The organism is Peribacillus sp. AS_2 (genome assembly GCF_026891895.1).
GTDB classification, from domain to species: Bacteria; Bacillota; Bacilli; order Bacillales; family DSM-1321; genus Peribacillus; species Peribacillus frigoritolerans.
In genome coordinates, this window is record NZ_JAPTGA010000004.1 from 36,234 (window position 1) to 55,541 (window position 19,308).

Annotated in this window: 18 protein-coding genes; 1 reads left to right on the forward strand and 17 read right to left on the reverse strand. The window is 41.6% G+C overall.

Annotation, left to right across the window (positions count from 1 at the left end):
• Window positions 1-166: 166 nt before the first annotated feature.
• The 14 genes from recA to OTG27_RS08125 all read right to left on the reverse strand — a co-directional run bounded on the left by recA (window position 167) and on the right by OTG27_RS08125 (window position 15,089).
• Window positions 167-1,213 carry a recombinase RecA gene (gene recA / locus OTG27_RS08060; RefSeq protein ID WP_034313522.1) on the reverse strand — a complete coding sequence of 349 codons (1,047 nt, stop codon included), beginning with the start codon at window positions 1,211-1,213 and terminating at the stop codon, window positions 167-169.
• Window positions 1,214-1,561: 348 nt separating this feature from the next.
• The gene (locus OTG27_RS08065) at window positions 1,562-2,794 is read right to left on the reverse strand and encodes a competence/damage-inducible protein A (protein ID WP_268936687.1); all 1,233 of its coding nucleotides are present in this window, start codon (window positions 2,792-2,794) and stop codon (window positions 1,562-1,564) included.
• Window positions 2,795-2,817: 23 nt separating this feature from the next.
• Window positions 2,818-3,402, reverse strand: coding sequence for a CDP-diacylglycerol--glycerol-3-phosphate 3-phosphatidyltransferase (gene pgsA, locus OTG27_RS08070; RefSeq protein WP_034313524.1), 585 nt, complete (start codon window positions 3,400-3,402; stop codon window positions 2,818-2,820).
• 164 nt (window positions 3,403-3,566) lie between these two features.
• Entirely contained in the window at window positions 3,567-4,466 is a 900-nt protein-coding gene (locus OTG27_RS08075) for a RodZ domain-containing protein (protein WP_268936688.1), read from the reverse strand.
• A gap of 17 nt (window positions 4,467-4,483) precedes the next feature.
• Window positions 4,484-5,275 carry a DUF3388 domain-containing protein gene (locus OTG27_RS08080; protein ID WP_034313530.1) on the reverse strand — a complete coding sequence of 264 codons (792 nt, stop codon included), beginning with the start codon at window positions 5,273-5,275 and terminating at the stop codon, window positions 4,484-4,486.
• Window positions 5,276-5,518: 243 nt separating this feature from the next.
• Window positions 5,519-5,776: a DUF3243 domain-containing protein gene (locus OTG27_RS08085; RefSeq protein WP_268936689.1), complete on the reverse strand. Its 258-nt coding sequence runs from the start codon at window positions 5,774-5,776 to the stop codon at window positions 5,519-5,521.
• Window positions 5,777-5,856: 80 nt separating this feature from the next.
• Entirely contained in the window at window positions 5,857-6,582 is a 726-nt protein-coding gene (ymfI, locus tag OTG27_RS08090; protein ID WP_048684725.1) for an elongation factor P 5-aminopentanone reductase, read from the reverse strand.
• 18 nt (window positions 6,583-6,600) lie between these two features.
• On the reverse strand, window positions 6,601-7,887 hold the full coding sequence (yfmH, locus tag OTG27_RS08095) for an EF-P 5-aminopentanol modification-associated protein YfmH (RefSeq protein WP_057278387.1): 1,287 nt from the start codon (window positions 7,885-7,887) through the stop codon (window positions 6,601-6,603).
• The gene (gene yfmF, locus OTG27_RS08100; protein WP_057278388.1) at window positions 7,887-9,167 is read right to left on the reverse strand and encodes an EF-P 5-aminopentanol modification-associated protein YfmF; all 1,281 of its coding nucleotides are present in this window, start codon (window positions 9,165-9,167) and stop codon (window positions 7,887-7,889) included. Before yfmF ends, yfmH begins: the two co-directional genes overlap by 1 nt.
• A 210-nt stretch (window positions 9,168-9,377) precedes the next feature.
• On the reverse strand, window positions 9,378-10,298 hold the full coding sequence (locus OTG27_RS08105) for an ABC transporter permease (RefSeq protein ID WP_048684941.1): 921 nt from the start codon (window positions 10,296-10,298) through the stop codon (window positions 9,378-9,380).
• A 39-nt stretch (window positions 10,299-10,337) separates the two neighbouring features.
• Window positions 10,338-11,381 (reverse strand): ABC transporter permease, encoded by a 1,044-nt coding sequence (locus OTG27_RS08110; protein WP_034313547.1) that lies wholly within the window; start codon window positions 11,379-11,381, stop codon window positions 10,338-10,340.
• Window positions 11,374-12,909 (reverse strand): ABC transporter ATP-binding protein, encoded by a 1,536-nt coding sequence (locus OTG27_RS08115; protein WP_268936690.1) that lies wholly within the window; start codon window positions 12,907-12,909, stop codon window positions 11,374-11,376. Before OTG27_RS08115 ends, OTG27_RS08110 begins: the two co-directional genes overlap by 8 nt.
• Window positions 12,910-13,113: 204 nt before the next feature.
• A complete protein-coding gene (locus OTG27_RS08120) occupies window positions 13,114-14,202 on the reverse strand; it encodes a BMP family lipoprotein (protein ID WP_048684735.1) in 1,089 nt (362 codons plus the stop codon).
• 161 nt (window positions 14,203-14,363) lie between these two features.
• Window positions 14,364-15,089: a GntR family transcriptional regulator gene (locus OTG27_RS08125; RefSeq protein WP_034313556.1), complete on the reverse strand. Its 726-nt coding sequence runs from the start codon at window positions 15,087-15,089 to the stop codon at window positions 14,364-14,366.
• Window positions 15,090-15,392: 303 nt separating this feature from the next.
• Between OTG27_RS08125 and OTG27_RS08130 the strand changes: the two genes are divergently transcribed.
• Complete coding sequence (locus OTG27_RS08130; RefSeq protein WP_057278391.1) at window positions 15,393-15,692, forward strand: DUF6509 family protein; 300 nt, start codon at window positions 15,393-15,395, stop codon at window positions 15,690-15,692.
• 32 nt (window positions 15,693-15,724) lie between these two features.
• Here the strand turns inward: OTG27_RS08130 and OTG27_RS08135 are convergent, their stop codons facing one another.
• From OTG27_RS08135 to OTG27_RS08145, 3 genes are all read right to left on the reverse strand, one after another.
• On the reverse strand, window positions 15,725-18,052 hold the full coding sequence (locus OTG27_RS08135) for a DNA translocase FtsK (RefSeq protein ID WP_268936691.1): 2,328 nt from the start codon (window positions 18,050-18,052) through the stop codon (window positions 15,725-15,727).
• A 238-nt stretch (window positions 18,053-18,290) separates the two neighbouring features.
• Window positions 18,291-18,518 (reverse strand): YlzJ-like family protein, encoded by a 228-nt coding sequence (locus tag OTG27_RS08140; RefSeq protein WP_034313564.1) that lies wholly within the window; start codon window positions 18,516-18,518, stop codon window positions 18,291-18,293.
• Entirely contained in the window at window positions 18,515-19,261 is a 747-nt protein-coding gene (locus tag OTG27_RS08145) for a ClpP family protease (RefSeq protein ID WP_034313566.1), read from the reverse strand. The genes OTG27_RS08140 and OTG27_RS08145 overlap by 4 nt, the downstream gene beginning before the upstream one ends.
• Between the last annotated feature and the right edge of the window lie 47 nt (window positions 19,262-19,308).

Below are 19,308 nucleotides of genomic sequence, written 5' to 3' on the forward strand. Positions count from 1 at the left end.
TTATTCAAGTTTTCTTAATATCAACCATCATAATGTACAGCATTCATTATGGAAGGAGTCTGTAAATCTGATTACAATGCCATTTAATCCACTGAAAATTTCGCATTTTTCTTAAAATATACATAAAAGGCCTAAGCGAATAAGCTTAGGCCTTTTCCAAATATCATTAATCAAGCAATTCAAAATGCTCTTCTGTTTCATTTTCTTCTGGTGGTAATTCATGCTCTCCATCAAGATTATAGTGATCTCTGATTTTCTGAGAAATTTCCTGAGCGATATCCTGATTTTCTTTCAGGAAAAGCTTCGCATTTTCACGGCCTTGTCCGACACGCTCTTCATTGTATGAATACCATGAGCCGCTTTTAAGGACGATATCAAGGTCTGCACCCATATCGATGATTTCACCTTCCTGTGAAATCCCTTGACCATACATGATGTCAACTTCTGCTTGGCGGAATGGTGGAGCAACCTTGTTTTTTACAACTTTGATTTTCGTTTTATTACCCACGATTTCATTACCTTGTTTTAATTGCTCCGCACGGCGCACTTCCAGACGAACAGTTGAATAGAACTTCAATGCCCGGCCTCCCGGAGTCGTTTCTGGATTCCCAAACATAACACCGATTTTTTCACGGACTTGGTTAATGAAAATGGCAATGGTATTTGATTTATTAATGGAACCAGACAGTTTTCTAAGTGCCTGAGACATCATCCGGGCTTGGAGACCCATATGGGAATCTCCCATTTCGCCTTCGATTTCAGCTTTAGGAACAAGTGCTGCCACCGAGTCAATGACAATAATATCTACCGCTCCGCTTCGAACTAACGCTTCAGCGATCTCTAGGGCTTGTTCACCCGTATCAGGCTGTGAAAGCAGTAACTCATCGATATTCACACCAAGTTTTTCTGAATATGCTGGATCTAAAGCATGCTCGGCATCAATGAATGCAGCCGTCCCGCCAGTCTTTTGTACCTCTGCAATAGCATGTAATGCTACAGTCGTTTTACCGGAGCTTTCAGGTCCATATATCTCAATGACCCGGCCTCTTGGATATCCGCCTACTCCCAACGCTACGTCCAATGCTAAAGAACCGCTTGAGATCGTTGAAATCCTACGATCAGTCTGTTCCCCAAGTTTCATAATCGAACCTTTACCAAATTGTTTCTCAATTTGTTTTAACGCCATATCTAAAGCCGCTTGACGATCACTCACTTAATTTCCTCCTCTATATTCAACTAATCGGCTGTCCGATTAAAGGTGTACTTACGTTAGCAATTATTCGAGTTCAAGGTTTGTACCCTGTCTCAAAACCTATCTTTACTATATACTCTTTTTACTATTTTGCCAAGCAAAAAGTCGAACATTCATTCGTTTTTTTCTTTCGGGATATTCTTTGTAAAAAAGCGTTTTAGCTTAAGGAAATTTCCATTTCGCTTCACTTACTCCCTAAAAAATACAATTTTATTGAATTAACTTTTTTCTTTTTTCCCTATTTTTCAAGAAACAAACTTCTAAAACCAAATAAAAAGCAGAGCTGTATTAAAGCTCTGCTTATGGCGTTTATAAATCCCTTAATAGGTAATGACAGCCGTATTTCACACTCCGAATACGGTTTTGCGCCCTGCTACCGGAAAGATTCAACTCCTTGAAATGAGTGTTTCCATCGCGATAGGAAATGCCAATAAATACTGTACCAACAGGCTTGCCTTCTTGTTCATCCGGCCCTGCAACACCCGTAAAGCTTATGCCTACATCCGTATCGAGCTTACTCCGGACATTAGAGGCCATTTCCATTGCACACTCACCGCTGACCACCCCATACTCAGATATGGTATCATCACTGACGCCGAGGACATTGGACTTCGCATCATTCGTATAGCAGACCATTCCGCCCTTGAAGACTTTACCGGCGCCCGGGATGGTTGTCAGCTGTTCTTGGAACATCCCCCCGGTCAAGCTTTCAGCTGCTGCGATTGAAAGCTTGCGGACCGTTAATTCTTTTACAAGTTCCTTTATTAGCGAAGTATTATCACTTCCATAATGGAACTTGCCGACCCTGCCAAGAATTTCTTTTTCCGTTTCTAAAATAAGTTCTTCGCATTTTTCTTTGGAAGGGCCTTTGGCGGTGATCCTTAACGTCACTTCCCCTTCGGCTGCCAGCGGAGCGATTGTCGGATTCGTTTGATTGACAAGGAGATCTTCAATCACCGTTTCCAGTTCGGCTTCACCTATACCGTAGAACCGTAAAACCTTGGAATCGATCCGTTCATGCTTTTCCAATTTATTCATGATCTTTTCATAACCATAACTTAAAAACATCGGCTCCATTTCACTTGGTGGACCAGGCAGGAGCATATATGTAATCCCGGATTTGGACAAAACCATTCCTGGGGCCATGCCATGATCGTTTGCCAACACTTCACTGCCTTCTAAGACAAGGGCCTGCTTTTTGTTGTTTTCCGTCATCGGCCGTTCCCGTTTTTGGAAGTAAGCTTCAATGGATTGCAAAGCTTCATCATTAAAAACGAGCTTTTTCCCGATATGGCGAGCAATCGTTTCTTTCGTTAAGTCATCTTTGGTAGGACCAAGCCCACCGGTAAAAACAATCAAGTTCGCCCTCGATTCAGCGATTTCTATAGCTTGTTGTAATCGACGGTCGTTATCCCCGACCACAGTATGGTAAAAAACGTTGATCCCCATTTCCGCAAACTGCTGCGATAAGAATCTTCCATTAGTGTTATTGATTTGACCTAAAAGAAGCTCTGAGCCCACTGCAATGATTTCTGCATCCATCTTTTCAAAACCACCATTCGTTTTTACTTTGAATTAACAAATACTTCTTTGTTTTTTATAAAATAATCCAAACCTGACCAGATTGTAAAGATTAATGCAATCCATAATGCGATATTGGCAAATGGAAGTGAAATGAGGGCAAATGGAAGGTTATGCAGCAATAAAGCCGAAATAGAAACAATTTGTGCCCATGTTTTAATTTTACCTAGCTGGTTCGCTGCAACCACTTCCCCTGTACCCGCTAACACCAAACGCAATCCAGTGACTGCAAATTCGCGACTTATGATCACGATGGCAATCCAAGATTGACCATACATTAAATCCAGATCAACCAAAACGATTAAGGCAGCCGAAACAAGAAGTTTATCTGCCAATGGATCTAAAAATTTCCCTAAATCAGTAATCATATTATATTTTCTGGCAAAATGGCCATCGATCCAATCCGTAGTGGAAGCAATTATAAAGAGGATGGCTCCAGCCAGGTGTGCCACTGGCAAACTGTATTCTCCCCAAGTCAGAGTCCCCCATGAAAAAGGAACGAGCATGATGATTAAAAATACTGGTATTAAACAGATTCTTGCTACTGTAATCTTATTAGGCAGATTCAAAACTTTTACCTCCAAAATTTACGCCTGCCATTCGGGCCTGCGTCTTAGATCTAAAATAATGCTTATATGTATAATTTAACTCAAAATCCAATCTTATATGCCGAGTGGACCATTTCCCGCCGCCTTACCATTAAATAGAGCAAAAATAGTCATCTATAAGATGACTATTCGGCTTTCGTAAATTGTATCGTAACCAATTGCGTATTCACTTCAGTCGGTGAAATGGAATACTCCAGCTTCTCATCATTCACATAAATCTCTGTTTCATATGCCCTGCCTATATTGATGACAGCTTCTTTTTCATTGGTGAAATCAATTTCCTGGCTTTTGTCCTTTTCGATAGTGCCTTGGAAAAGTAATTTACCTTCACCATTTTTTATGCCGACCCATGGTGAGCCTTTGGAGGTCACCTTTAATTTAAAAGTATCGGTATTTTTTAATTCATACGTACTATTTTTACCGCTGGAACTTGTGACGGCAAGATTTTGCTCTTTCTCTTCATCTTTGACTGCTGTATCATCTTCATTCTTCTTTTCAGATGAATCTGATTTTTCTTCATTCTGTTTTTGGTCTGCATTCTCTTCTTCTTTGTTAAACTCTTCACTTTTATTGTAACCCACGGCATCGCTTTGTTTCGCGTCCTTTTTGTCCTCGTTATCCGGATTACTCATATAGTTCAATACCAGAACCCAAATCAATACGGCCGCACCAATGACTAAAACCGCAGCCGAGATCTTCGGTAACAATTCCACTACCTTTGAATCTCCTGCCGGAATGGTTTTCCGGGATTGGACCCGTGAAAGCTGTTCTGGCAATTCCTCACTATAGACCGATGGTATTTCACTCTTATATTGTTCGAAAATCTCTTCTGAATCCAGTCCGACCGCTTCACAATATTGCTTTATGAATGCCCGTACATAGAACTTTCCTGGCATCATACTGTAATTTCCCTCTTCAATGCCAATGAGGTAACGCTTTTGGATCTTCGTTAATTCCTGCAAACCTTCTAGGCTAAGACCTTTGGCTTCCCTAGCTTCCTTTAATCGATTACCCAACTCAGTCAAATAAAACACCTGCCATTTTAAAAGTCAAAGGAACCAAAATCGGACCCTGAAAACTGGTCTTTTTGGTCGACAACTTCATATGTTATTTCTTCTTCAGGATTGTTTCGCAATTCAATAATATAATCAAAGTCTTCGAGGGTATACTCCGTATTTTGGACAAAAACATCCGGATGTTCGATTACTTTGACAGCATCAAGCCTCATTATTTCACGAATCAACTGCCAATGACGCTCATTTGCACGGCGAGTGGAAACAATTCCATCTAAAATGAACAAATTATCATTATTATATTCATCCTCAATAAGCTGGCTGCGGATAGTCTGCTTTAAAAGGGTCGAGGATACAAACAACCATCTTTTATTAGCACAAACACTCGATGCCACGATAGATTCAGTTTTTCCGACACGGGGCATCCCTCGGATCCCGATTAATTTATGACCTTCCTGTTTAAATAGCTCGGCCAGGAAATCGACAAGCAAGCCTAGTTCATCACGAACAAACCTAAAAGTGTTTTTCTCATCGGCATCGCGCTGAATATAGCGTCCATGCCTGACTGCGAGGCGATCACGTAATTTAGGTTCCCTAAGCTTAATGACCTTTATCGTATCCATCGTACGGAGAATTGACTCGAATCTTTCTATATTACGGCTGTCTTTGGCCAACAAAAGTAACCCACGCCTGCCTTCATCGACCCCGTTAATGGTGATGATATTAATGGAAAGCATACCCAGAAGGGATGAAATATCCCCTAATAAACCAGGGCGGTTGACTTGAATTTCATATTCAAAATACCATTCTTTATTATCCACGATAACACTCCTTAAGCCTAAAAGCTTTTACCCTAATCATGGGCAAAAAACTTATCCATCGTAAATTTCAAGGTCTGAACACTTTAATATTAATTGTCTAGCTTCTATAATATAGCATTTCGTGATAAGTTAAAAGGAAAAACCCTATAAAAGTATTCATTTTTATATAAGTGGACAAATAGTCATCCCCCTCGAATCCAAAAGGCCCTGTTAATTAATAACAGGGCCTTTTGGATTGATATTTTACTTCGTTCCATTGTTCTCGACTAACTTGACCATGACACTTGCCATGGCATGTTTTTCTTGTTCGCTTGCCACTGACCAAAGATCAGCAAGCACTTTCTCTTGCTCATTCTGGGGCTCAACCTGATTAGCTAGGTAATCACCGATTTCGTAAGCCAAGTTGTTAACAGCGCCTTCTGACAAGCCTTGTTGTTCACCTTGATGTAATCTGTCGCCTAAGAAGTTTTTCCATTGATCCCAATTGTCCAGTACAGACATGAATGGTCACCCTTTCCTTCAAAATAGTACAAAGATATTTTGTGAAGAAATTGAGGGAATTATACATGTCTTTAAAAAAATCATGTGTACCATCCGCCATTTACGCCTAAAATCTGCCCTGTTATATAGGACGACTTGTCGGAAAGCAAATAGTATACGGCCTCCGCGACCTCTTTGGAATGCCCCATCCTGCCCATCGGGATATCGCCTTTGATGATTTCCAGATCTTCTGCACTGAAGGATTCGAGCATGGAAGTGGAAATCGCACCGGGGGCAACGGCATTCACCCGGATTCCATTAAGCGATACTTCTTTGCTAAGCGCCTTGATAAAAGCATTTTGACTGCCTTTGACCATTGAATATAATACTTCACAAGATGCACCTGTCTGCCCCCAAATTGATGTGACGGCAACGATGGCAGCCTGTTCTTGGTACATAAGCTTTGGAAGCAGTTCCTTTGTTAATTGGAAAGGGCTCGTTACATGCAGCTGAACCATTTCAGTAACGATAGTCTCATCCATATCAGATATAAGCCCATAATAGCTATTGCCACTATTAAGGACGATTGCATGAAGGGCAAAAATATTTTCCGCCAATTTCTTATAGCCGTCCGGTGCAGCCAAATCCGCTTGTATCGGAATAAGTTCGACTTGATGAGGCTTCAGTTCTTCAATCAGGGCAAGTATCGCTTCTTCATTGCTGTTATAATGTAAATAAAGTGAGTAATTCTCCTCGGCGAGCTTTATAGCGATTTCCCTGCCGATTCCTCCACTGGCTCCTGTAATAAGGGCAAAACGTTTCCCCACTTTCACGCCCCCTTTATATTATTTCGGAAGTACCTGACAGACTGTCATCCGTTCATCGGATATTAAGTCCTTGGCGACCTCCCTGATATCTTCGATAGTTAGTTTTTCCAATACCGATACAACATCGAACAAGTTCATATCATTGAATGCATATCTGGTGAATTGATTCGCTATATATTCCGGCGAATTCAAGGAACGAAGGAAAGAACCGATTTTTTTCTTGATAGTCCTTTGCAAGCTTTCTTCATTCAGGCCGGTTCCGGCTTTTGATTTTTGCAGGATACCGAATAAAGACTCCATCAACTCATCAGGTTTGGCACTGTCCCCGCCAATTAACGCAAACCCAAAACCTTGTTCCTGTGTGTAATCATATGAGAAGCTTTGATCGATCAACCCTTCCTCATACAGCTCCTCATGCAAAGGCGAACTTTTGCCAAACAGCATTTCCAAATAAATATTGGTCGCCAATTCCCTTTTCAAAAGCTGTAAACCGGATTGGTTTACATTGATGGCCTTGATGCCCAGCATCACTTTTGGTGTCTGGACATTCATCCTTAAGACTTCCTTATCCTTGGCAACGATTTCCGGCTCTTCGTCAAATTTACGTTCCACTGCTGGTTGTTCGTTGTACCCTTTATCATTTTGGTTATCCCGAATCAGTTTCATGGTACTTTCGACATCTACCGGTCCTACAACAAATAGGAGCATGTTGCTAGGATGGTAAAACGTATTATAACATTCATAAAGCATATCTTTCGTAATACCTGCAATCGATTCCACAGTACCGGCAATATCGATTTTCACTGGATGCTGATGATACATATTGGCAATCGTCCCAAAATATAACCGCCAGTCTGAATTATCATCATACATGTTGATTTCCTGCCCAATGATTCCTTTTTCCTTTTCTACCGTCTTTTCCGAAAAGTAAGGATCCTGGACAAAGTCAATTAAGGTAGTAAGATTCCTCTCGAAATCAGACGTGCTGGAAAATAAATAAGCTGTACGGGTGAAAGAGGTAAAGGCATTTGCAGATGCTCCCTGCTTTGAAAATTGCTGAAAAACATCACCATCTTCCTTTTCAAATAGCTTATGTTCAAGAAAATGGGCAATCCCATCTGGTACTTTAGAGAATTCCGTTTCATTCAATGGTTTGAAATGGTTGTCGATTGAACCATAATTCGTCGTGAAAGTCGCAAATGATTTATTGAACCCGCTTTTCGGAAGAATATATACTTCGAGACCATTATCCATTTTTTCATGGAAAAGCTCTTCTTTCAATTGAGTGAATGCTATTTTTTCCATTACCCTTGCACCTCCGCTTCCGTTAGGAAATAAATCGTATCAAGCTGGATCTTTTGACCAACTGCAATGATTTCTTCCTTTGTCGTCCGCTCTGTTTTTGTAAACCACTCGTCGAGTGATATATCCTGCCCGGAAATCACATTATGATATAAAATTTCCACAAGCCCTCTCGAAACGTCAATGGTTTCAAGGAGCTGGTTCTTAACGACCGCCTTTGTCTGTGCAAGTTCTTCATCGGAAAAGTTACCTTGCTTCATTTCCTTCATTTGTGCATGAATGATATCCAATGCCTGCTTGTAGTTGGCATTTTCAATGCCGGCCATGACCATCAATAGTCCTTTATGACTTTCAAGCCTTGAAGCGGCATAATAAGCAAGGCTGGCTTTCTCCCTGACATTAATGAAAAGTTTTGAATGTGAAAAGCCACCAAAAATCCCATTGAAAAGCTGAAGAGCATAATAATCCGGATCACCGTATGCAACTTGGGTTCGATAACCGATATTCAATTTCCCTTGTTTCACATCCGAATTCTCGATGATTTCTTTTTCCTTCTCCACTGCCTTGCCCGTATCCCTCGGCAGTCTAACAGGCTCACGTTCTTGCAACGACACATACTTGTCAGCAAGTGCCTCCACTTCCGATCCATCGATGTCGCCGATTACATATAAATCGATTTCATCTTCCGACAGCATTTTTTTATAGTAGGCGAATAGGGACTCTGGAGTTATCGTTTCCAAGTCTTGAAGATTACCGCTCGCTTCTAAAGCATATGGTTCGTTTTTGCACATTTCCTCTACTAGTCGTGTAGCTGAATATCGCATTTTGTCATCGGAAATGGATTGAATCCGCTGTTTTAAGGAACGGATTTCATTGGAAACCGTTTTAGAGTCAAAGGCTTCGCCGTTTTTCTTCGGATTGAAGATCACCTCTGATAACAACCCAAAAGCCTTTTCGAGAAGCGGGGTTGAATCACTAAGGAATTTTTCATTGACGATATCAATCGTAAAACTTATGATTTGATATTCTCCTTTTTTAGCTACATCGACATAAAACCCTGCTCCATATAAATCATCAAGATAAGATCGAAGCTCGGGTGTTGTAGGATATTTACTTGTATTGCTTTGTAACACATATGGCAGCAGTGCACGATATGTAACGTCCTCTTTTGTCAAAGCGGCCTTCATCTTCAGCACGAGAGTATTCGTTTTATATTTATCCGTCCGGACCACATGAAGCTTGTAGCCGCTTTTTTCCGTAATTGTATCGGAAGCAATAGACATGAATAATCCTCCTCATTATATAAATCACCTTTATTAGCTTATTGTTTGTAGTTTGGAACCCTTTTAAACATCTACTTAAAATATACATGTGAAAGGAAAAATCATGCAAGTTACAGCTACTTTTTTTGTTTTTTCACCAGCTCACCATCATTTATGGCTCAATCTCTAAAGAAAAAACCGGCCAGCACAGTTTGCTGACCGGTTAGACACTTATCTTTTCCCTTTGATGTATGGCTGTCCGGATGCTTTTGGAGCATCAGCACGTCCAATGAAACCAGTCAGCGCAATGATCGTCAGAACATATGGAGCGATCAAGAGGTAAACTGATGGAATATCCTTAAAGAAGGGAAGGCTCGAGCCAACGATACTTAAACTTTGAGCCAAACCAAAGAATAAAGCTGCTCCCATTGCCCCGATCGGGTGCCACTTACCAAAAATCATGGCGGCAATGGCCATGAAACCTTGACCATTAATTGTCGCATGATTGAATTCATTTGAAAAGATGGTAGCATAAATCGCTCCGCCGATACCTCCAAAAGCACCTGATAATAAAACGGCGGCATATCGGATTTTCGTAACATTGACACCCATCGTATCAGCAGCCATGGGATGTTCTCCCACTGCACGAATCCTTAACCCGAATGGTGTTTTATAAAGAACATACCAAACGACAAAAGATATGAGAATCGCTATATATACGATGTAATAACCATTTGCGAAAAAGATGGGCCCAATAAATGGAATATCACTTAATAATGGAACATCAATCCTTGGGAATGTTTCTGTGATTCTATCAGTTTGACCTTTGTCAAAAATCAGCTTCACCAAAAACATGGTCAGACCTACTGCCAACAAGTTGATGGCAACCCCACTAACCGTTTGGTCCGCCCTGAACGTAATGCATGCCACAGCGTGCAGAATGGAAAACAGCAAGCCGGCAATCATTGCCGCTAAGACTGCGAGCCAAGGAGTCCATTCTCCAAATACATCAGCAAACATTAAGTTAAAAACAATCCCTGTAAAGGCACCAATGACCATCAAACCTTCTAAACCGATGTTTATGACACCAGCCCGTTCAGAAAACACTCCTCCGAGTGAAGTAAAAATAAGTGGAGCAGCTAGAGCTATCATAGATGGAATAATAATTTGTAATACTTGGAAAAAATCCACTTATTTCACCCCTTTCTTAAATCGAGCGGCAATCCAACGAATAAAATAACTGGATGCTACGAAGAAAATGATCAATGCTATGACAATATCCACAATTTCACTAGGTATTCCGGTTTCTAGCGGCATATTTAAGGCCCCGGCTTTCAGTCCCCCAAATAATAAGGCTGCAAGCACAACACCAATAGCCGTATTCGCCCCTAATAAGGCTACTGCAATCCCATCAAAGCCCATACCTGTGAACCCGCCTTTGACCGCGGCATAACCGAAAGTTCCAAGGCCTTCCATCGCACCCGCAAGTCCTGCAAAAGCACCTGAAATAACCATGGAAAGTATAATGTTCTTATTGACACTCATCCCTGCATACTCGGACGCGTGCTGATTGAAACCTACCGCTTTCAGTTCAAAGCCGGTTTTGGTCCTTTCAAGCAGGAACCACATGATGATTACGCAAATAATCGCTACCACTATTCCCCAATGCATCCGGGAAAAATCCGTAATGCTTTCAAAAAAAGGAGACCGCAGTGATGCTGTATCAGCAATTCTTTCTGTTTTATCCAGCTTGTCAGTCATTACATTCCTAATTAAATAATTCGTCACATATAAAGCTGTATAATTCAACATGATGGAAACGATTACTTCATGTACACGGAACTTAGCTTTTAAATAACCAGGGATAAAAGCCCATAATGCCCCAGCAGCTGCACCAGCTAATATGGCCAATGGCAAATGGATGATCCTTGGAAGATCAAAAGCGATACCGACCCATACTGCCGCCAGCCAGCCTACAATTAATTGCCCTTCTACACCGATATTGAAAAGGCCCGTGCGAAAAGCAAAAGCCACTGCCAAACCGGCAAGGATATAAGGGATGATTGTCCTGACGGATTCCCCTACATAATAAGAATCCCCAATAATTCCATTTACCATGGAGCCATAGCCGGCAACTGGGTCATAGCCGCTTACCAACATGATTATGGCCCCAACGACTAAGCCGAGGATAACTGCTATTAACGGACTCGTTAATTTAGATAAATACTTAGACATTTTGTTTTCCACCTGCTTCCGTCCGTTTACTGCCGGCCATGAGAAGGCCAAGCTCCTGTTCAGTCGTTTCTTTCGGATTGACAATTGCGACGATTTCCCCTTCGTATATAACCGCAATCCTATCGCTCACATTCATGATTTCTTCCAATTCAAATGAAATGAGAAGTACTGCTTTTCCTGCATCACGCTGTTCAATGAGCCGTTTATGGATAAACTCGATCGCTCCTACATCAAGCCCGCGTGTTGGCTGTGCGGCAATCAATAAATCCGGGTTCCTATCAACTTCCCGGCCGATGATCGCTTTTTGCTGATTCCCGCCAGAAAGAGCCCTTGCCGGGGTATATTCACTCGGAGTCCGAACATCATAGCTTTTGATCAATGAACGGGCTTTTTCAAATATTTTCTTTGAGTTCAAGATACCGGCTTTTGAAAAAGGCCTTTGATAGTAGGTTTGCAAGACAATATTTTCCCCAATGCTGTAATCGAGAACCAATCCATGCTTATGCCTGTCTTCTGGAATATGGCCGACACCTGCTTCAGTGATTTTACGCGGCTTCAGATTCCTGATTTCTTTTCCATTTAGCATGATCGAACCAGCTGTTGTCTTCCTTAGGCCAGCCAATGCCTCAATCAGTTCGGATTGACCGTTTCCATCTACACCGGCAATACCGACAATTTCTCCTGCACGGACTGTTAAATCCAAGTTCCGAACAGCTGAAACGCCCCGGGAATCCTTGACTTCCAGTTCCTGAACCTCGAGAACTACATCCGAAGGAGTAGCGGCCGTTTTTTCCGTCTTGAATAGAACTTCCCTACCGACCATCAAGCTCGCCAATTCGTTAGGATTCGTTTCGTTGACGTTCACTGTACCAATTCCTTGCCCTTTGCGGATAACCGTTACCCGGTCACAAACCTCCATGATTTCCTTAAGTTTGTGTGTGATTAAAATGATAGATTTACCCTCTTTGATAAGGGCTTTCATAATATAAATCAATTCCTTGATTTCTTGAGGAGTCAATACAGCGGTCGGTTCATCAAAAATCAATATTTCCGCACCACGGTAAAGCGTCTTAAGAATCTCGACACGCTGCTGCATCCCTATTGAAATATCGGCAATTTTCGCATAGGGGTCAACACGAAGCTGATATTGTTCTGATAGTTTCCTAACTTCCTCGCTCGCTTCTTTTAAATCGATCTTACCCGCTTTGGATGGTTCTTTTCCTAAAATGATATTTTCCGTTACTGTAAAAGGGTCAACGAGCATAAAATGCTGATGGACCATCCCAATTCCTAAATCATTGGCAATGTTGGGACTGGTAATCTTGACTGGCTTGCCATTCACACGGATTTCTCCCTGCTCAGGCTGGTATAAGCCGAATAAAACATTCATCAAAGTGGATTTACCCGCGCCATTTTCACCTAATAATGCGTGAATCTCCCCTTTTTTAACCTGAAGTGTAACGTTATCATTTGCGACGATGCCGGGGAATTCCTTACGGATATTAAGCATCTCAATTACATATTCCACGTATTATCAACTCCTAAAATGAGTGTAAATATTCTTAAATCATTTAATTGCTTTTACTAGCTTATTGATTTTTTAAAAAAACCAAATGAAAAACTACGATTCTTTCATAGTTTTTCATTCGATATTTTTTCAGTTTCAAAGCGTGATTGGGAAAAGAAAGAATAGAGGGCAATTCTGCCTCCCTATTCTTTCTGGCATTACAGCTTATAAATCAAGTTTTTCGAATTCTTCATCCGTACCCGGAACGACGAATTCACCTGATTTAATTTTTTCTGTCCATTCTTCGACCGCTTTTAAAGATTCTTCTGTTACGTTATCTTTTGTTTCGGAAATGCCTACACCATTTTCTTCGATACCGTACTCAATTACTTTTCCGCCTGGGAAGTTTCCTTCTTTCGCTTTCTCGGAAAGGTCTTTAACTGCCACGTCAACTCGTTTTAGCATGGAAGTCAGAGTGATGTTGTCGTCTGTTCCAGGAACTGCTCCCAATTTAGCTTGGTCGCTATCTACACCGATAACATAGATTTCTCTCTTAGGATCTTTTTGCTTTTGCTCTACTGCTTCAGTGAATACACCTTTTCCAGTTCCGCCAGCAGCATGATAAATGATATCGATACCTGAAGAATACATGGAGCCTGCAGTTGATTTACCGATGTCAGCTTTATTGAAATCCCCGGCATATTTAACTTCAACTTTTGCATCCGGATTTACAGATAAAACCCCAGCCTTAAAGCCAACTTCGAATTTCTTGATTAACTCAGATTCAACTCCGCCGATAAAACCGACTTTGTTTGTTTTCGTTTGCATTCCGGCAATTACACCTACTAGGAAAGAACCTTGCTGCTCTTTAAAATTAATGCTGGCTACATTCTTTTTGTCTACAACTGTATCCACGATGGCAAAGTGTGAATCCGGACGTTGGTCAGCCACTTCACCAACAGCTTCCGCTAAAAGAAAACCGATACCATAGATTAGTTGGTAATCTTCACGTACAAGCGTATTCAGGTTCTTAGCGTAATCGGCATCAGATTTAGATTGCAGGTAGTTGTAGCCATCTTTACCTTTTTCCAGACCATTATCCTTACCGAATTCCTGAATGCCCTTCCAAGCGGATTGGTTGAACGACTCGTCATCCACGCCGCCAGTATCAGTTACCATCGCAACAGTGAAGTTATCTTTGTTTTTCCCATTTGAAGATTCTTTATCATCATTCTCTGAATTACCACATGCTCCCAGTAGCGTACCGGCTGCAAGAACAAGTGAAAGAGCTAGTCCTAATTTGCGCTTTTTCAATTTTTATCCCCCTAATTTACATAGTTTTTTGAGCAGGAATGTTCTGAAAAGTCATTCATGTTTGCGTTTTCACTTCTCGTTAATTTTTTTTGCATACGTTTTGATCGACTTTTTTTGGAATCGAAACAATCGCTTGCATTCATCCGTTTGCAGAGTCAGGCCTACACACGTTTACGAAGAACATGAAAGCTGAACATATTGGCTTTAAAGTAGTTAACAGAATACAGGATAGGCTGGTCCCAATCATCCAGATGCATCTGCTTTAAAACGAGTAGCGCGGCTTCTGGCGAGCATTTAAGGATAGGAGAAACTTTCTCATGATATCCAATGGGCTCAATCTCCGCTACGGCATGCGTAATTTTCCGATGCGCATCCCTTTCCAAAATATCAAAAAGAGACTCATCATTACGGTCAAAATTTTCTGAAAGAATAGATTCAGGAATTTTGTCAATACAGTAGACAACCGGCTCCCCATTCGCTGTCCTTACTCGTTCGATGCTGACGATGCGTTCGTCTGTTGAACAAGAAAACCTGCGTATATCCTCTTCCGTAGGTTCTTGGGCCGTCGAGCTTAAGAAAATCGTACCCGGCTTCATCCCTGCCTCTTCAATCATGTTCGTGACACTTTTTAATTGCTCGATACCTGAAGTGAACCGAGGTTTCGGATTGACGAAAGTCCCAACTCCATGGCGGCGAATGATAATGTTTTCTTCTTCCAAAATTCGCAGCGCTTCTCGAAGTGTCGCCCTACTAACTCCCAATTTTTTCGCAAGATCGAATTCTGAAGGGAATTTTTCATTTTCCTGATAGACTCCAGCTTCAATATCCTGCTTCAGGTAATCAATGACCTGCAAATATAAATGTCGACTATCTGATTTTATTGACATACAGTTTCCCCCAGCTAATTTCTTAAGACATCAGACCTCTGATGTTGAATCATTCCTACTAATCGAAAATAATATAACATTTTTTTTAATATAAATAAATAGTGTTTTACTATTTACTTTAAAAGAATTTAGGAGAAATTACCCTTCCCTGTGTCTTTCAATCTAGATGTGGCCGCGGAATTTGTACGATTATTCTCCTAAATCAGATAAACTTTAAAAAAAATGCAAGATGCATGCAGCTATGTTCAAGATGCTTTTTTCCTGTATAATAGGATTTATCTTCTTTGAAGGGATGTACACAAGATGTTAAAGATTACAGAATACACAATCGAAAAATTGAATGATCCATTTGGTATTTTGTCCGGGGAACGTTACGAGTTGTTCTTGGATATTGAAGTGCCTGAAGAGGATGAGCTCTTTTCAGAAAATGGTTTATATATCCGGGTGCTTTTTGCTGTAGAAGAACAAAAAGGCAAATTGATTAAATATGATATTTTTGAAAAAGGGAACGAAGGCGCACTCGAATTCGATTTAGAAGAAGATGAAGAAGCGATGATTACCGACTTCTGCCTTCAACATTTAGACGAGGCGATGAATATTTAAAAAACCGGGCAGCTGCCCGGTTTTTTCTTTACCTATGATGAATGCGCTTCATCTTGTTCATCTTTTGTAACCAATACATTTCGTGGTTTACTGCCTTCATATGGACCGACAATTCCCCTAGCCTCCATTTCATCAATCAATCTGGCTGCCCGGGTATAGCCAATCCGGAAACGGCGCTGCAGCATGGAAACGGATGCAGTCTGCATTTCTACGATCAAGGATACCGCATCCCCATATAAATCATCTTCGACTTCACCATTTGAGGTTTCTGCAATTTCATCGGGTATCATTTCTTCGTTGTATTGTGCTTTTTGCTGTGAAATGACATATGTGACAACTTCCTCGACTTCATTGTCGGATAAAAAGGCCCCTTGGACGCGGACCGGTTTTGAAGCTCCTGAAGGCAGGAAGAGCATGTCACCCCGGCCTAACAGTTTTTCGGCCCCGCCCATGTCGAGGATCGTTCTCGAATCGGTCATTGATGAGACACTAAAGGCAATCCTAGACGGGATGTTCGCTTTAATGACCCCTGTAATTACATCTACGGATGGCCGCTGAGTGGCAATTATCAAGTGGATGCCAGCAGCACGTGCCATTTGTGCAAGCCTTGTGATGGCATCCTCTACATCGTTAGAAGCGACCATCATCAAATCTGCCAGCTCATCGACAATGACTACGATATAAGGCAAGAGCGGTTGTTTGGCGTCTTCTTCAATGTTATACCGGTTAATGTAATCATTGTAGCCTTCAATATTTCGCGTACCGGAATGAGAAAAGAGCTCATAGCGCCTTTCCATTTCACTGACCACTTTTTGCAGAGCCTGTGCAGCTTTCTTCGGATTGGTCACTACAGGTGCGAGTAAGTGGGGAATTCCATTATAGACATTCAACTCGACCATTTTTGGATCGATCATCATCATTTTCACTTCATGCGGTTTTGCCCGCATCAGAATACTCGTAATAATCCCATTGATACAAACGGATTTCCCGCTGCCAGTTGCACCAGCCACTAATAAATGCGGCATTTTATTGAGCTCCGCCTTAACCGCTTCACCGGAAATATTCCGCCCTAAGCCTATTTGCAGTTTTGCGTCAGGCTTGTCAACTTCTTTGGCCTCCAAAACTTCCCTTAATGACACCATCGCCACTTCGGAGTTAGGCACTTCTATTCCGATTGCCGATTTTCCGGGAATCGGCGCTTCGATCCTAATATCCTTTGCGGCAAGTGCAAGGGCCAAGTCATCGGATAGGCTGACAATTTTACTTACCTTCACCCCTACATCCGGATGTACTTCGTATTTGGTTACGGCAGGGCCTAAATGAACTTGAGTGACCCTCGCTTTCACTCCAAAGCTATGAAAGGTGCGCTCAAGTTTTGCCGCATTTTCATGAATCAATTGGTACTCTCCGCTTTGGTCGGTTTTTTTAGGCTGCAATAACAAAGAAAGAGGCGGTAAAAGATATTCTTTATTCTCCACTTCCGTAAAATTCATAGGCGGAACGGCATCATCCTGGTCCCCTGCATTTTCAGCTGCAGTTTCCGGAACAGCGGGAATTACTTCGTTTTCGTCATTATAGGCTTTATCAGCAAAGCTGGAAATGATCCGTTCCGTCGCCATTTCCTGTGTTTCCTCTTCTAGAGGGGGCTGATCCGTTTCTTCCACCGGTTCGTTTTGCCGTTTCTTCTTTTTCACGGGATTCTTTTTCTTTTCTTTTTTGTCTTCATTCCACGTTTTCACATCATCTCTGAATGCGGACCATTGCTTTATGAAAAAGCCTCCAAGACTCCTGAAAAACTTCCCGAGGGTTTCACCTAACGTTTTCCCGGTCAATAGGACGGCACCTACAATGATAAAGAGGAATGAAACGATTTTCGATCCAGCTTCGTCGAATAAAAAGTATGAAGCTGCAAATAATATCGCTCCAATCATACCGCCCCCAAGGTCCTTTGAGCTGGCCTTGCCGGTCACTTCCATCCAGAATAGTTCCCATGTATTCGAAATGACGCTGGGCTTCGTAAATGGTCCCCCATCTGCAAGCATGTTAAACAGGGTAACATGACTTAGCAGGAGCATGCTCGCAACAAGGAAGTACATCCCGACCAATTGCCGTTTCAACAGGTACGGGACCTCTCTCTTTATCATCAAATAGAAACCAGCTGCAATTGCTCCCAACAAAAAGAGGATATACCATTCCCCCATGAAGAAGCGGATTAAAAAGACCGTCCCGTTTCCCACTGCTCCAAGCTTGGCAATGGCAATGATGGCCAATCCTATTATGGTGAGGCCAATCAATTCATATTTAAGCGTTAATTTTAACTTCTCTGTACTATTCTTTTTTCTGCGTTTCTTCTTTGCCATAATATCACCTGATTCTTCATGAAACTATTCTAACTTTCCTATTCAACATCACTACTTGATTTCCCTTCACGAAACAAACGTTCGCTACTGATTATACCAAATAAATATGACCCTGTCCTTGATATATATACCATTCATTCTTTAGGCGGACATTTTTCCCATATAATGAATAAAGCAGCCAAGCGGCTGCTGATTTTCATTCCAGTATATCATAATTTACCTCAGTTAGTCGTATCTACTAATGGTTCATATGTTCGAACACATTTATGACAGCTCCCGGCTGAATGTGTACATTCATATAATCTTCAGGATCGGTGCTGACGATTCGATCAATGCGAAACGTACGGCCACCGTCATGTTCAACCATCACATGTACACCATTGTAGATCATTTCTATTAAATTTGCCGTCTTCTCATGGTGATGAGGGAAAATTATTTCTTCAGGAACGATCGTATAAAGCGTCATTGCAGAAGCCCCTCCTCTTCCCCGGCAATTTTTGGCCTTCTTTCTTCCATGAAGCTATTTAGTTTTCTCATGGCCTGGCCCACTCCTCCTACATCATCGATCATACCGATTTCAACTGCCTCGGCCCCGATAACATTCGTACCGATATCACGTGTCAAGTTTCCTTTGGCAAACATTAAATCCTTAAAACTTTCTTCCGTAACGTTGGAGTGGCGCGTAACAAATTTAATCACTCTTTCCTGCATTTTATCCAAGTATTCAAAGGTTTGAGGCACGCCAATGACTAGTCCCGTCAAACGAATCGGATGAATCGTCATCGTTGCTGTTTCTGCAATATAGCTATGGTCACACGAAACCGCAATCGGCACACCGATCGAGTGCCCTCCCCCAAGTACAATCGAGACGGATGGCTTTGATAGGGAAGCCAGCATTTCTGCGATTGCCAGTCCCGCTTCGACATCTCCTCCGACTGTATTTAATATGACAAGCAGCCCCTCTATATTGGGATTTTGTTCAATTGCCACAATTTGCGGAATAACATGTTCATATTTGGTCGTTTTATTTTGAGGCGGCAGCTGCATATGTCCTTCAATTTGTCCAATGATCGTCAAACAATGGATTTTTGAGTCTTGAGATAGTTGCGGAACATTAGTAGCCCCCAGCTGCTGGATCTTTTCGATTAAAGTTGAATTCTTACCTTCCTGCTTGCCTTCATTTTCATTTGGTAATGGTGCATTATCCACTATGCCAACCCCTTTCTCTTTTAGCCTATAGCTTTATTATGTCTCGA

What these genes read in the sequence shown, in the direction of transcription:
- yfmF (WP_057278388.1), bottom strand. Translation starts at nt 9,167, where the DNA reads ATGTCTATTGCTTCCGATACAATTACGGAAAAAAGCGGCTACAAGCTT.
- OTG27_RS08135 (WP_268936691.1), bottom strand. Translation starts at nt 18,052, where the DNA reads ATGGCAAAGAAGAAACGCAGAAAAAAGAATAGTACAGAGAAGTTAAAA.
- yfmH (WP_057278387.1), bottom strand. Translation starts at nt 7,887, where the DNA reads ATGGAAAAAATAGCATTCACTCAATTGAAAGAAGAGCTTTTCCATGAA.
- OTG27_RS08085 (WP_268936689.1), bottom strand. Translation starts at nt 5,776, where the DNA reads ATGTCTGTACTGGACAATTGGGATCAATGGAAAAACTTCTTAGGCGAC.
- OTG27_RS08105 (WP_048684941.1), bottom strand. Translation starts at nt 10,298, where the DNA reads ATGATAGCTCTAGCTGCTCCACTTATTTTTACTTCACTCGGAGGAGTG.
- OTG27_RS08130 (WP_057278391.1), top strand. Translation starts at nt 15,393, where the DNA reads ATGTTAAAGATTACAGAATACACAATCGAAAAATTGAATGATCCATTT.
- OTG27_RS08140 (WP_034313564.1), bottom strand. Translation starts at nt 18,518, where the DNA reads ATGACGCTTTATACGATCGTTCCTGAAGAAATAATTTTCCCTCATCAC.
- OTG27_RS08125 (WP_034313556.1), bottom strand. Translation starts at nt 15,089, where the DNA reads ATGTCAATAAAATCAGATAGTCGACATTTATATTTGCAGGTCATTGAT.
- OTG27_RS08110 (WP_034313547.1), bottom strand. Translation starts at nt 11,381, where the DNA reads ATGTCTAAGTATTTATCTAAATTAACGAGTCCGTTAATAGCAGTTATC.
- OTG27_RS08065 (WP_268936687.1), bottom strand. Translation starts at nt 2,794, where the DNA reads ATGGATGCAGAAATCATTGCAGTGGGCTCAGAGCTTCTTTTAGGTCAA.